The organism is Sphingomonas sp. NIBR02145, from assembly GCF_027359115.1.
GTDB classification, from domain to species: domain Bacteria; phylum Pseudomonadota; class Alphaproteobacteria; order Sphingomonadales; family Sphingomonadaceae; genus Sphingomonas; species Sphingomonas kyeonggiensis_A.
Genome location: NZ_CP114791.1, coordinates 2,443,156 through 2,457,555 on the forward strand (window position 1 = coordinate 2,443,156; position 14,400 = coordinate 2,457,555).

The 14,400-nt window shown below is 60.8% G+C and carries 10 protein-coding genes; 5 read left to right on the forward strand and 5 right to left on the reverse strand.

Translation table 11 applies throughout. The features are described 5' to 3' along the window. Positions 1–47: 47 nt before the first annotated feature. On the reverse strand, positions 48–281 hold the full coding sequence (locus O3305_RS10620; RefSeq protein ID WP_269576372.1) for a helix-turn-helix transcriptional regulator: 234 nt from the start codon (positions 279–281) through the stop codon (positions 48–50). A 766-nt stretch (positions 282–1,047) separates the two neighbouring features. Here O3305_RS10620 and O3305_RS10625 point away from each other — a divergent pair. The 3 genes from O3305_RS10625 (at position 1,048) to O3305_RS10635 (ending at position 4,060) form a co-directional block, all read left to right on the forward strand. After that, positions 1,048–2,796, forward strand: coding sequence for a ParB/RepB/Spo0J family partition protein (locus tag O3305_RS10625; protein WP_269576373.1), 1,749 nt, complete (start codon positions 1,048–1,050; stop codon positions 2,794–2,796). A gap of 52 nt (positions 2,797–2,848) precedes the next feature. Beyond that, complete coding sequence (locus O3305_RS10630) at positions 2,849–3,085, forward strand: sigma factor-like helix-turn-helix DNA-binding protein (RefSeq protein WP_269576374.1); 237 nt, start codon at positions 2,849–2,851, stop codon at positions 3,083–3,085. A 69-nt stretch (positions 3,086–3,154) separates the two neighbouring features. Next, on the forward strand, positions 3,155–4,060 hold the full coding sequence (locus O3305_RS10635) for a nucleotidyltransferase and HEPN domain-containing protein (protein WP_269576375.1): 906 nt from the start codon (positions 3,155–3,157) through the stop codon (positions 4,058–4,060). Between the two features lie 21 nt (positions 4,061–4,081). Here the strand turns inward: O3305_RS10635 and O3305_RS10640 are convergent, their stop codons facing one another. From O3305_RS10640 to O3305_RS10655, 4 genes are all read right to left on the reverse strand, one after another. Beyond that, positions 4,082–4,306 carry a hypothetical protein gene (locus O3305_RS10640; protein ID WP_269576376.1) on the reverse strand — a complete coding sequence of 75 codons (225 nt, stop codon included), beginning with the start codon at positions 4,304–4,306 and terminating at the stop codon, positions 4,082–4,084. Positions 4,307–4,400: 94 nt separating this feature from the next. Continuing rightward, positions 4,401–4,526, reverse strand: coding sequence for an excalibur calcium-binding domain-containing protein (locus tag O3305_RS10645; RefSeq protein ID WP_269576377.1), 126 nt, complete (start codon positions 4,524–4,526; stop codon positions 4,401–4,403). A 569-nt stretch (positions 4,527–5,095) separates the two neighbouring features. Continuing rightward, complete coding sequence (locus tag O3305_RS10650) at positions 5,096–5,911, reverse strand: HNH endonuclease (protein WP_269576378.1); 816 nt, start codon at positions 5,909–5,911, stop codon at positions 5,096–5,098. Further along, entirely contained in the window at positions 5,908–7,632 is a 1,725-nt protein-coding gene (locus O3305_RS10655) for an ATP-dependent nuclease (protein ID WP_269576379.1), read from the reverse strand. Before O3305_RS10655 ends, O3305_RS10650 begins: the two co-directional genes overlap by 4 nt. A gap of 529 nt (positions 7,633–8,161) precedes the next feature. Here O3305_RS10655 and O3305_RS10660 point away from each other — a divergent pair. Together O3305_RS10660 and O3305_RS10665 are read left to right on the forward strand one after the other, a co-directional pair. Continuing rightward, positions 8,162–9,955 carry a hypothetical protein gene (locus O3305_RS10660; protein ID WP_269576380.1) on the forward strand — a complete coding sequence of 598 codons (1,794 nt, stop codon included), beginning with the start codon at positions 8,162–8,164 and terminating at the stop codon, positions 9,953–9,955. A gap of 178 nt (positions 9,956–10,133) precedes the next feature. Next, on the forward strand, positions 10,134–14,189 hold the full coding sequence (locus O3305_RS10665) for a DEAD/DEAH box helicase (RefSeq protein WP_269576381.1): 4,056 nt from the start codon (positions 10,134–10,136) through the stop codon (positions 14,187–14,189). Positions 14,190–14,400 lie beyond the last annotated feature (211 nt).

The following is a 14,400-nucleotide window of genomic DNA, read 5'->3' on the forward strand; positions in this document are numbered from 1 at the left end:
AAGCCTTGTCGGTGGAATTTCAGGATAGTTTAGGCGCGGGACGAAATTTATCTGAGGACGGCGCCGCCCGCGTCAGCCTCTTGGTCCGCAACGTAGAACATCGGGTTCTTGAGCCATTCGAGGATGGCGGACTCGCGCCAGCCAGCGCAGCGGGTGCTGATCTGGATGTTCCTGGGAAAGGTGCCGTCCTGCATCTTGCGGTACATGGTCGAGCGGCTGAGGCCGGTGCGCTCGAGGACGGTCTTGATCCGGAGGATTCGGTCGGGGGTATCGGTCTGCATTGGTATCACCTTGCACTTGGTGCTGTTGAGTGGTGCTCACCAGGGTAAGTTGGGCAGGAATCCAGGCAGGTGAAAAGGGCCTCTTGGGTGTCAGAAGGCGCCTTTGCGGCCACAGCGTGCACAAACGTAGGATAGCGTAGGTCGCTGGAATCAGGGCGGTCGTGCCAGGGCGTCCCACGCTCCGCGTGGCCGCGCTCTACGCCGCTTGCACGGCCCCGAGTCGCTGTGCGTCTCGGCCCATTCGGGTGACGATCGCATGACGTGAAACGGCGATGCCATTTAGTCGAACGCGATGTCTGATGGGCGTTCTCTGACGGACTGCTGCGCAGCCGCCAGGGTCCGCGGTGCTTCCTGTTTTCCGCGTGGCACACTCGATCCGGTCGGAGGGCGCGGCGGCGGCTGGCGCACAGTTGCGCGCGCACGCCGCCGCGACGGCCGGCCGGATACGAGAGTGCTCCTTTGATGGGCGCCGCTGGCGCCGGGCGCTGCGCTTCTGAAGATCTGCGGTCGGCGCTGGTGCGCCGGCGTTGCCTGCCGGCCGCGGCCAAGGGGGGTGGGCGTCGCTCCCTCTAGTCCCGTCGCGGCGCGCCGCAACCCGCTGCGCGGGTCCTCCACTGTGTTTCGGCCCTGCAAGCCACCCCATTGCGCAGGCGCAATGGGGACCCCGGGGGTGCTGCCCGCCGCTCAAGCGGGACTGCCGGTCTGCTCCTTGCCGCCCACCCCCCTTTTCCGGGGCCGGTGCGGTGTTTGAAGAGGAGTAGGACAGATGGAACTCAAGCATATCGATACCGCCAAGCTCTGCATCTCCGCTGTGAACATGCGGGCCAGGGGCAAGGCCGACCTGTCGCACATCCTGCCGTCGATCCGGGCGCGGGGCGTGCTGGTGCCGCTGATCGTGCGGCCGACCGAGGAAGCCGAGCGCTTCGAGATCGTGGCGGGCAAGCGACGCTACCATGCGGCGCTGGCAGTTGCGGCGGAGAACGGCGAGGACGAGGCGCTTCCCTGTGCGGTCATGGCAGCGGGCGACGATGCGGCGGCGCTGGAAGCATCGCTGATCGAGAACGTCGCGCGGCTGGACCCGGACGAGGTGACGCTGTGGGAGAGCTTCACACGGCTGGTTCGGGAGGGGCGCACGCCCGAGGACATCGCCCCGACCTTTGGGCTTACCGAGCTTCAGGTGAAGCGGACGCTGGCGCTGGGCAATCTGCTTCCGCGCATTCGTTCGCTCTATCGCAAGGGTGATATCGACGTGGGCACCGTGCGGCACCTGACCCTCGCGTCCAAGGCAAGGCAGCGCGACTGGCTGGCGTTGCTGGACGATCCCGAGGCGCATTGCCCGACCGGGCATCAGCTCAAGGCGTGGTTGTTCGGCGGGGCGACGATTCCGCTCAGCGCGGCGCTGTTCGATCTGGCCGACTATCCCGGCGAGGTGGTGTCGGACCTGTTCGGCGAGGAGCGTTTCTTCGCCGATACGGCCAGCTTCTGGGCGGCGCAGACGCCTGCCATTGAGGCCAAGGCCGAGGGCTATCGCGAAGCCGGCTGGCCCGAGGTGGTGATCCTTCCGACCGGCGACACCTTCCATAGCTGGGAGCATGAGCGTTGTCCCAAGCGCAAGGGCGGCAAGGTCTTCCTAGCGGTCAGTGCGCGCGGCGAGGTGACCGTCCATGAAGGTTATATCTCGACCAAAGAGGCGCGTCTGCGCGAGCGTGGCGAGGCCAGCCAGGACGAGAAGCCGGTACGGCCCGAGCTGAGTGCGCCGATCCAGAACTATGTCGATCTGCACCGGCATGCCGCCGTCCGTGCCGACCTTGCGGCCCAGCCTTCGCTGGCGCTGCGGGTGATGGTTGCGCACGCGATCGTCGGCTCGCCGCTCTGGCAGGTCCGGATCGAGGAACAGCATACCCGGTGCGATGCCATCGCCGAGAGCGTCGAGAACAGCATGGCGGAAGCCGCGTTCGACGCGAAGCGGCGGGCGGTGCTCGCGCTGCTCGGTTTCGACCCCGAGACGCCGACCGTTACGCGCGGCTTCGAAGGCGACGGCCTGCCTGCCCTGCTGGCCCGGTTGATCGAGCTTCCCGATGCGGCGGTGATGGAGGCACTCGCCATCGTCATGGCCGAGACGCTGGAGGCGGGCAGCGCGCTGGTCGAAATGCTGGGGCCGATCCTCGGCACCGACATAGCGAAAGTCTGGGAAGCCGACGACGCGCTGCTCGACCTCGTCAAGGACCGCGAGGTGCTGGGCTGCGTGCTGGCCGACACCGCCGGGCCGGAGATCGCCGCCGCCAACGAGGCCGCGACCGGCAAGGTGAAGCGCCAGATCATCCGCGACAGCCTGACCGGCCAGAACGGGCGCCCGAAGCTCGAAGGCTGGGTGCCGAAATGGATGGCCTTTCCGCCTGCCGCCTACACCGCGCGCGGCGGGGTCGGCACGGTCGCCCGCTCGGCCAAGGTCGCGGGGCTCGCTGCGGACCCTGCCCCGCAGACCGAGCCGCAGCCGCTGCGGGAAGCCGCCTGAGCCCCTTGTCCGGCGGCCTTTGCGCCGGGCTTTCCAACGACCGGAGGACATCATGACCGATGATCCCGATCCCATGACCTTGCGGCGGATCGAACGGGCGGTCTGCAAGCTGCCCCGGCTGCGGCGCGAGATCTTCCTCGCCGCCCGGCTCAACGATCTGAGCTATGCCGAGATCGCCGAACGCACCGGGCTCGAGGTGCGCGACGTGGAGCGGCACGTCGCGAAAGCGCTGATCAGCATCGACCGCCGGATGGGCAAGCCGCCGAAGCGCTGGTGGCGCCGCCATTGAGCCTCTCGCTCGCCGGGCTCACGCCCGGCGAGTTTGCGCTTCGCGCAACCCCGGTTAGAAGTGCTTTCCATGAAGACCGAGTTGGACCATCTGCCGGAGAAACAGCAGCACGAGCTGGCACGCGTGCGCGACATCCTGCTGGAGGAGTTCGGCAAGGCGATCGCCAACGCGACCCAGCCCTGGAAGAAGAACGGCAAGGTCCTGAAGATCGTCCTGTTCGGCAGCTATGCGCGGGATGATTGGGTCGATGAGCCCGAGAACGGATACCAGTCCGACCTCGATCTGCTGATCGTCGTTAGCCACGAGGATCTCACCGATATCGCCGACTACTGGTACGTCGCCGAGGACCGGATCGCCCGCGATCCCACCATCGCGCGGCCGGTCAACATCATCGTTCACTCGCTCCACGAGGTGAACACCGCGCTCAAGCGTGGCGAGTATTTCTGGACCGACATCGCCCGCGACGGTGTCGCGGTCTACGAGCTTCCCTGCCACCCGCTCGCTACGCCGATGCCGCTGACGGCAGCCGACGCCTACCGGATGGCGCAGGAATATTTCGATTACTGGTTGCCCCTCGCCGACCACGCGCGGTCTCTTTCAGACACGAGCGTTCAAAACGGCGTACTGCGCGACGCGGCCTTCATGCTGCATCAGGCAGCCGAACGGCTCTACATCTGCTTCCTGCTGGTGCGGACCCTCTACTTTCCGCGCTCGCACAACATCAAATTCCTGCGCTCGCTCGCCGAGGATAAAGACCCTCGGCTGGTCGAGGCTTGGCCTCGTGAAACGAGGATCGATCGATCGCGGTTCGAGCGCCTCAAGCGCGCCTATGTAGAGGCGCGCTATTCCGCGAGCTACGAGATCACGGTACAGGACCTGCAGGCGCTAGCCGCCTCCATCGCCCAGCTGCGCGGCATCGTCGCGACGCTTAGCGAAGAGCGGCTGGCCGAGTTGCAGGCGCAGGCTGGCGAATAGCCCCGGCCAACCCCGAGCCGCTTAGGCGGTTTTTGCCGATCCCGACCGCGTCACTTTCCGGACCTCTCCGCACAGCGAACAGGCATCGATCCGGCGCTCGAAACCATGCGCGCCGACGAGCTCATGTGTATGCTGCTCGACCGGCTCGTCGCCGTTGAGCTCCAGCCGGGACGCGATGCAGTCATCGCAGATCGGCTCCGGCGAGAGCCGCTCAATGAGCCGGCGAACCTGATCCAAGACTGACATTCTTACCCCCAAGCGGGCGGCTATAGACCTGCACCGCCACGCCGGAAGTGGAAAAGCGGCGAGCGGAAAGCCCACAGCCTCATCGGTTACGAGCTCAGTGATAGGGCTCGCAGGCGAGGCCATCTGCATCGCCATCGAGACCCTCGCGATAGCCGGGCTCGCCGCGGTGTATCGGCGCTACCCCTGCGGCGCGGGCCTCGTCGCACCGTCGATAGAACACCGATTCCTCCCTCGCTCTCAGCGCTTCGGGAGGCATCGTCGACTGCGCCCAGATCGACTGAATGTCGGGCGCGAAAAGCCAGGTCGCGGCGGCAGTCATCAGCGACAGCGAGACGACCGTTCCGAGAAAGCTGCCGCCGGCTTCGCGACGCCTGGACGAATAGCGTCGTCCTGATCGTGGTCTTCTGGTGGGTGGACCGCGCTGCATGCCGGGCAGGATCTCACCGCCGGCTTGCGGAGGTGTTGATGATTACACCGTTTTGGAGCGATCACGTTGAGAGGCAGGATTTGGGGCGAAGGCAAGATGAAAGGATGGCGCCAAGTCGCCATAAGTTATTGTCTGCACATCCTTTTCTTAGTGCCAACCTACAGACCCTGGCTCAAAATGGCGCCATGGTTGGAAGAGAATGGTTTGTTGTCAGCTAGTTATCAGCCGTCTGTATGCTTCCAAAGCGCCTCTCCGCTTTGCGACTATGCCCGCAATGGTTGCAAGGAGTATGACCGGAGACCATAGCATCCCCACTTGCAGCGGGAAGGTCGATGGTTCCTGAAAGAATATCAGGCGGAAATTCAAGCCGGAAGCGAGTTGATCCGTTCGACAAGTTTTTCGATGACCAGCGGATCAGCGAGCGCGCCGCGCAAGAATCCAGCATCCCAACTGTTGATGCCGTACGTGTCTGCCGCGTCCTGTAGGCGAATTTCAAGCTCAGTCCGCACTTCTTCCGCTGTTGGATTCGGACCGAGACGACGGCGTAATTTAGCCGGGAGCGGACTCCATTCGCGCCTGACGGAGTCACGCCAATCCTTTCCCAGCAGAGTCTTCACATGAAAATCAACTATGCGACGCCGGCCGCGTGGTAGGTGAGGAAGTGCCGCCGGCCCGAATTGCAGAACGTCTAGATCCGGGTCGAATTCAACACGCCACAATGCCCGCGAAGCCCAACGGTCATAGTAGGGATGGATAAAGCGCGCGGGCCAAGTGCCACGGTAAGTAGTCCCCTTCTCGCCACTGTTACAACTCTCGCAGGCCGGAACGAGATTCTCTCGCAAGATCGAGAATTCAGGAAAGCGTTGCCGCGGCAAGGCATGATCCAGTGAGCGACCGCCTAGAGATCCGCACATCGGGCAACTCTTGAAAGGCACGGCCGGACGACGAATTCGATTGATCGGTCCAGAGGCGCCTCGCGTATCGTACAACGCGAACAGTGCCTCTGCGTCGGCACCTGTAAAGCCGGCAGGGCGTACCCGCCATGGGTTGCCCCGAAACCGGCGATAGTTCGCTGCCGCAGCCAGCCACTGAGCCTCGCGCGCAGCCCAACCGGGCTTGCGGCATTGCTTGACGATGATCGCATCGCCCGCGTCTGCGGGGAATGGCAGGAACTTCACAACGCTTCTCGCCGTCCAACAAGCTCGGCAAGATAGGACAAGGTCTCTGGGTTGAGATCCTCAGCGAAGCGGCGTCGAATCTGGGGCAGCGTCGCCTCCGGATTGTCCTCAACATATTGCTCGAGGAGGTGCTGGAACCGGTGTTTAGGACCGATGTCGCTGAAAACGAACTGCGAAATGGTATCAACGCTGGCCCCGAAAGTCTGCATTGTTGGCGGGTCGATCATGATTGTGTCGTCATCGGGATCGCGCGTTATCATCCGCACCCGTCGCGCCGGAACCTCGCGCACAACGTAAGCCGAGTGCGTTGCGATCAGGGCGATCGAACCCGATTGTTCGAGCAACTCGTCCAACATTTCCATGAACTGTGAGATGTAGTTTGGGTGCAGGTGTGTTTCAGGCTCGTCGAACAAGAAAATGGTCCCGCGACGCAACGACGCCACGGCGTAGGCAGCAAAACGCATCAATGCTACCTCGCCGCTACTCAGGTGACGCGGGCGCGCGTGGCCGGCCATCACGATGGGAGGGCGGTCAGTGTTGATCCGGGCGTACAGCTGCAAATTGCGCTGCTCATTCATGCGCCGAAGCAGCGGAAAATAATCGCGTCCGTTTATGCGCGTCGGCGGTGGCAATGTGTCCGGCTCCGTCGCTTCGCTCAACTCGACATACAAGCTGTCGCTGATGCCAAGGGGTTCGAGCACAGTATTCAGCAATTCCATGGCCCCCGAGCGGCCAAAGCCTTGGATATCCGTGTCCGCACGTAAACAATCGACCAGCGCCATAGTCAGACCGCCACCCTCGCCGCCGCGTGCGCCGATCATCCGGTGATAGCGATAGTCGATTCCTTCCCAAGGGGGGAGCGACTGGGGATACGGATCCGACGCCACGGACGAAAAAACGATCAATCGCGAAAAATCGGGTCGAGGATTGAATGTCGCGGCGCGGTCGATATCGAACTCCGCCTCCCAAGGAGGCGCGATCCGCAACCCATCTATCATCGCTTCGAACAGACGCGTCTTGCCGGTACCGTTTCGCCCCACCAACACCAGCGTGCGCCGTGCCAATGGAAAATCCTCGCCAAAATCGGCGTCGAGCACATGCTCGCCCACCATGCCGCGAAGGTCTGCTTTCACGGTAAACGAACCCGCTGCCTCATCAACGTCTGGTGGACGATTTGGCGTCAGATAACGGTCGCCTTGGCGGAAGGCTGCCCAGGTACCCTCGTCCCGCAACGCACCCTGATGAAAGTCGATCGTCCGGGTGAGTTGAAGCGTCGCCGCGTCGCCCGCTTCGTTTTCAAGCCGCGCCAGCACGGCGTCATGCATCCGCCGCAGACATCCGATCGCGTCGTCGAAGCCGAGGAGGCTTACCAGGCGCCGATAGTCGCTTTCACTCTGCAACACCGAAACAAAGGGCGATTGGATTCGATCAAGACGCCGCCGCGGGCGATTGCCATGCATATCCGTTAAGCCGAGTTGATCGATCAAATAGCTTCGAGTGCGCGGATGCCCTTCGATCATCAAGCGCATGCGGAGTGGCGCGCCTGTATCCATCACTCCAACGAGATGCAGGTCGGCACGATAGATGGCGCCGAAGTCGTTGAAGCCACGATCATCCGGTACGATGACAAGCGCGCGCCCTTCGATGGCCCGCTGTTGTGCCCCCGCACGCGAAAGCGAAAGGTAGATGGGAATGTCGGAGTCGGCAGGGATACGGGGCATCTACGTCTCATCGAGTTAGTTTGTCAGCTTATCGAACGAAATCTCCATAACCAAGGCGCAGCTCCCCTTCTCGACAACGATATAGTTCTCGGCGCTTGGTAGAATAGCGAACTAGATCAAGCGTATGGAAACGCGCTCTTCCATCGCAGGCCTCCAGCGACGAGCCGATAACTGCAATGACGGCAGGCTGGACGCGAGCCAACAACGCTTATAAGCCACCTCTTGCACGGCAGCGCTGGGGGGAACGACGCAAGAAAAGATGCCTACGACCCTAAAAGAAAATACTAAAAAGGGGCGTGGTGGCACCCGGGTTCCTCGGCAGTCCCTTGTGGAAGCTGGACAGCTCCCAATTGAACTACTTGCTGCATTTGCCATTCGAGAAGGGCGTCGACCACGTCCAATTTATACGGCGCACAAATGGTTCGCGCGCCGGCTTGGATCGGTCTTCCGTAGCTTGCTCATCGGCGTCACAGCCGAGCCGGATTCCGATTTCAGCGACCTGTACTACGGAAGAGCCGACCTTACTAACATGAAGGTGCTGGACCCGTTCGTCGGCGGCGGCACCTCAGTGTTCGAGGCATCGCGGCTCGGCGCTACAGCGTATGGCTGCGACGTGGATCCCGTCGCTTGTGCGGTTAGCCGTATGGAGTTGGGCGCGGCAGACCTACCGGATTTGGGATCCACCCTCATCGAACTGAAGGCGAAGGTTGGAGCAAGGCTGGCTGAATTTCACGTCAGCGATGACGACTTGGTGCTCCACCATTTTTGGGTGCAGGTCGTAGATTGTGCTGGCTGCGGAATCCGCTTCGATGCCCATCCGAGTCACGTGCTAGCTGACGATGGCAAGACACGCCATGCCTTCTGCTCTGCATGCGGAGCGATCCATGACTTACCGGCGAACACCGCCTCTTTCGATTGCACAAGCTGCGGACATCATACTGACTGCGATCACGGCGCCGTCTTGCGAGGGCGAGCCGAATGCCCGAACTGCGATCATCGTGAACAGTTGATAGAATATGGCCGGCGAGACGGACCTCCTCGATGGCGACTATTCGCAGTGGAGACTATCGCGCGCGGCTCCGGGACGCGGATCGTACCCATGTCGGAACGCACTTTCCGCAAGGCGACCGAGACAGATGTGCTCCAGTACGAACGTGCGGAAGCAGCACTTGCGGAGGCTGAGCGGGCCGGAGAAGTACTAATTCCAGATGACGAAATAGACACGTCTGGCTGGTCGGACGAGCGCTTGAGCGCCTATGGCTACGCTCGCTGGCGGGATCTCTTCAACGCCCGCCAACTGCTACACCTTGGCTTGTTGGCTAAAGAAATCTCGCTTCTCGGACAGCCCCTACGCGGCGCGGTCGCAATGGCGTTCAGCGACCATTTGACCACAAATTGCATGATGGCGTCATACGCCGGTGGCTGGCGTCGTCTCACGCCACTTTTTTCGCTTCGGGCGTTCCGCCATATCCAGCGCCCGGTCGAACTCAATCCGTGGATCGAGCGTGCGGGTCGGGGCACGTTCCCAAACGCGATTCGTAAACTCTCCGCCGCCGCCGCCTATGCGCGTAGCCCTAAGGAACCAATCGGCTCAAAGGCTTTCGTAGACGTGCCCACACGGGCGCGTCGACGGAAGAACCAAATACACATGGGGACGGCCGGCAATCTTACATTTCTCGCGAATGGATCCATCGATGTAGTCATGACGGATCCACCATATTTCGATAATATTGCCTATTCCGAACTCGCGCGTTTCTTCAGCCCCTGGCTAAAATGCCTAGATATGCTTGATACGCGCACGCAGCGGGATATCTTGTTCAATAGCCTCGTTGCCAACAAATCGCGCTCCGGGAGCGTCGAACGCTATACCGAGGGACTAGGTCAGGCTTTTCGGGAAATCGCCCGCGTACTCAAACGCAACGGTATCGTCGCATTCTCTTACCGGCACACCGACGCCGCTGCCTGGCAAGCACTCGCGGAAGCGATCGCTCGCACCGATTTGCGAGTCACCAGCGTCCTGCCCATGCCCGGGGAGGCAGGCAATGGCCTACATGCGCAGGGCGAGCGCGGGCTCTGGGATGCGGTCTTCGTCCTTCGGCACGGCACCGGATCGACATCCGCCCTCCAAGTTTTCGAAAGGGAGGTTGCCGAGGTCGAGGCGGAGGTCGCAGTCTGGCGAGAGCGATACGGTGAGCTGGCTCTGCCATTCAACGCTATCGACGCGGCTGCGCTACGCCGAGCCGCTTTGGTCGGCAGGGCGCTGGCACCGAGGCGAAAGCAGGGACGATCGGGGATAATCGCGCTTCAGGACGCACTCCGCTGAACTTAATTTCGTAATCTGGGGGAAGTCGGTGCCGTATCTCAGCAAACGCGTCGTCAGCAATTATTTCAGAACCGACTGCCCTCGTCAGCTTCGCCTCCTCCTTTCGCCTGAGAATAAGCAGTACCAGCCAGAGCGCGATGCTCAAGGCATGCCGCCGAAGACCGTCGCCCGCGCGGGAATGGCAGCACTGACCCAGGAAGGTAGCCGCTGGGAGCAGGATAAACTGAAGGATCTTCAGAGTACTTTTGGCAGCGCTTCGGTCATTGGCACAGTGACGGGAACGGAGTTCCAGGATCAGAAGCTCCAGAACATAATGTCCAGAGCGCAACCTGGGGTGTTTTTGGTACGGCCCGAGTTCGATGTTGGCCCAGAATTCCAGACGGCCATAGGTATCGACAAGCTGGTGGCAACGCACTCGCTCGGCTTCGCTAAGCTGGTACCCGACCTGATCCAGGTGCTTTCTCCCGCAGATGTAGGTCGGATCGTGCAGGCGGATGGCTCCGTCCACGACGCGGACGACCGGATTGGTCTGCGTGTCATTGATATTAAGATGACGGCTGAACCTAGCGCATCCTACTTCGCGGAAATAACGTACTACTCGCTGGCGCTAGCGGGCTGGCTTGCCGACAACGGTTATGCCGACCGATACGCGGTCGTTGCGGAGGCAGCTATCTGGCCAGGATCGCACGATGCGGCAGCAATCGTTCGCCTCAAGGCCGAGCGACTAAGCGCAGGAACCGTTGCAACAGCGGAAGAACTAGCTGCAGCTCTGAACGAGGACATCGAGACGCTTGAGATCGACGTTTTCTCGCCGCGTCTCCGGCATTTTTTTGTAGTTGAGCTTCCGAATGCACTGGCCAGTCCCTGGAAAGATCTGGACTGGCACGTTGGTACGAGTTGCAGCGGTTGCGAGTATCTCGGCTACGTTTGGAATTCGAACACGGCGGAACATCCAGATCATTGCATGCCCATGGCAAAGACGCTGGGCCACCTAAGCTCCATTGCATTCCTGCCTCGCGGGGCAAGACGCGCACTGGGCGACCGCAACATCGATACCACCGTTTCGCTTGCGCCGCTGCACTCTGATGACGCGGTGTTCGACTGTCATCCAAAGTTGCGCGCTACCCGAACAGTTGTAGCCGGGCGCGCCCAATCGCTTGCGACCGGAACCAGCGACATTCCCGCCGGATCGGGTACATCGGCGGTCATTCCAAATTGGGCAGATCTCAATCTTTATCTCTCTGCAGACTTCGATGTTGGCAGCGGCCTAACCTTGGCCTTCGGTGTCGGCGGGTACTCTTTCGCCAGCGGCCAGCGCGAGAAAATCGAGGCGCAGGTCTTCGTAAATGATACTCGCAGCGTCCACAGCGAAACCCGGGAATTGAAGAGCTTCTTGGCTTATCTGGAGAAGGCACTCTCGGACGCGACGAAGTCAAAGCCCGATGCGACCGTCCAAATCTTCATCTGGGATAGCGTCACCTACGAGCATATGTTGCGCGTAATCGGACGCAATCTTCAGCACGTCCTCGCCGACGGCAACCTGAAGAAGCTGGCGTGGCTGTTCCCGCCGGAAGAAATCATTGAAAATGCTAAGCTGCGTTCGGCGAACGCGCCTATCACTATCGTGCGCAGCGCGATCCAAGCTCTCGTAGCAGCACCCATCCCACACTATTACTCATTGCTCGGGCTGGCACGTACCTATGCGCCGCCCCCGAAGCCGGGTGGGACGCCGTTTGAGTTTCGCGTGCCGGTGATCTTCGAAGATCCACTATCCGATCAGGTCCCCTCAGAGCGCGCGCACGAAATCTGGACCAAAATGGGCCAACCTCGCCCTTGGAGCCAACAGATCACGCAGCTTCGGTCAACCGTGACGACTAAGCTGCACGCCCTCCATTCGATAATGTGGCGTCTACGCCTAGACCTTCAGGGGCAACTGCGTAGCCGTGCGCCGAAGATTACGGAAATCAAGGCACCGGCGTCACTGCAAAGAGTAAGTGCCGACGGGCAGATCTGGTATGCTTTCGCGGGGCTCAATGCGCAGGTGGTCGGCCTGCAGCATAGCATCTCCTTGGCGATGCCTGTGCATGAGCGAGAGGCGAAATATCTCGCTGCGCGGCTAGAGGGGGAATTGACAGGCACCCAGCTAGCGGTCGCCGCGGCTGCGCTTGGCGTGGTACTGCGCCCCGGGGTGAGAATTTATACGCTTGCTGAGGGGTCTCGCGAAGCCAAGTTCGAAGAGGGGGATTTCCTCTGCGCACTGTCTCCTGCTTCTGAGCCAGATTTCTACTCGCGCCGGATAAATGAGTTCACTGGCGGCTTACCGCTAGCGCCTGACCTGCCAGGCTGGATCAGAGAATTCGGCTTCGCTGGGACCCTAACGGCCACGCAACTACTCGCTATTGATCGCGATGCCCAACTTGTCGCTATATATTTCGCACCTGAGGTCGACGCCTATTTGCGAAAAATCCAGGGCACGCTCGACTTGAGCAGCGACGTGGTCCTCGACAAGCGAGTCCAGGACTTTCTAACAGGAAGGCTCGAGACCGCACTAAAAGCCATCGGTAATCCGCCTTTAGCGATTAGCGCGGGCACCCCGACGGCAAACGTTATCGGGAAAGCAGCCCCTAAGACAGCCACAAGCCACGTTCCGGTAGCAGATGTGCTGTGGGACACGAGAAAGACTGCGACAACTCCTACAGGCAGGAACGCTGCGGCAACGCGAACAACTTTGGAGTCCTTGGGCGTTGAGCTGAACGAGAGCCAATGGGATGCGTGGCGTGAGGCGCTGGAGAAGCGCATCGCCCTTATTTGGGGACCGCCCGGGACCGGAAAATCACAAACGCTGCGCGCCATACTGCTCGGGCTGCTGCTGGAAGCTCATGCCGCCAGCAAGGTGATCCGGATCTTGGTGACAAGTAACACCTATGACGCAACCGACAACGTCGTTTTGCGCTCCTTCCGCAAAATTGAAGCTCTTGGGCAAGCAGCCACTGGCAAGGTCAAACTTGCCCGTCTCCGTTCTAGCGCAAAAGAAGATGCTCCGAACCTACCGCTGGGCGTTAATCTCCTGAACGCCAAGGATGCGCCTGGTATTAGCGATCTTCACGACCTTTTGGCTGGCGGCACAACATCCGCTATTGTGTCCGCGCCACCGCAACAGGTGACAAAATTCGCTGGCCTCAAAGGTAACGTCGCACAACCACTCTTCGATGTTGTCTTGATCGATGAAGCCTCCCAGATGGATATGGCTAATGCCGTGCTCGCCTTGGCACCGATCGCCGAAGGCGGTTCCGCGATAATTGTCGGCGATCCGAAGCAACTACCTCCAATCCAGGCGGTGCAAGCGCCGCTTGGTTTGGAAAAGCTCGTTGGCTCCGTGTACGACTTTATCGCGGATCATCGTGGTGTAGCTTCGAAGGACCTATTGGAGAACTATCGTTCGAACAGCACCATCGTTGGACTCGGACGCTTCGCCGGCTATCCCGCCGGTCTTACTGCTCGCTTTCCGGATCTGCGCGTACGGCTGGAGACGCCACTTCCCACGACGACACCGTCGAATTGGCCTGCAAATCTTGCTTTCGGTGCTGAGTTTGCTCGTCTCCTTGAGCCTAATCAGCCCATCTCAGCATTCATTTATCCGGAGGGGCGCAGCAGCCAATGGAATGACTTTGAGGCGCAGACCGTGGCAGCCCTGCTTTGGATGCTTCGGGGTCATCTGGGCGCCGGTCTCGAAGGCGATCCGCAAGCGAACGGAACTGGGCTGCATGATGGTACCAGCTTCTGGACCGATGCCGTCGGCGTTGTAACACCACACCGCGCTCACAAGGCATTGGTGGTGTCGAAGTTGCAGGCGCTGTTCGAACCGCTAGGCGATAACCGCGGACTTATCCGGGAGGCGGTGAACACCGTGGAGCGTTTCCAGGGACAACAACGCGACGTCATCATCGCCAGCTATGCTCTAGGCGATCCGGATGCGATCGCAGACGAGGATGAGTTTCTTCTTTCGCTTAATCGCTTCAATGTCATGGCGTCGCGGCCTCGCGCCAAATTAATTGTCCTGGCGAGCCAAGAGGTGATCAACCATCTCCCCGGCGATCTGGAAGTAATGCGAGATTCTCGTCTCTTGAAGTATTTCGCCGAGACGTTCCTCGATGATCGCACCGATTGCAATATACCTTTTATGGAGGGACAGAACGCCGCGCAGAAGAGCGGGTCGTTCAGAGTTCGCCGCTGAGCGAAGGGGAATTGGCAACTCGCCTTAGCTTCTAGCCCAAATCTTGGGCGGCCGGCGGATGGGATCTATCGGATCGTGCACATAACCGTGTGGGATCGGTCCATAAAATCTCACCGCAAGTGTGGGAGAAAATGTGGGGAAGACAGAGGCGTCTTCATAATTTATCTATTGAAATCAAATAGATATGTCAGAATCTGAGATTCCTCCCGCG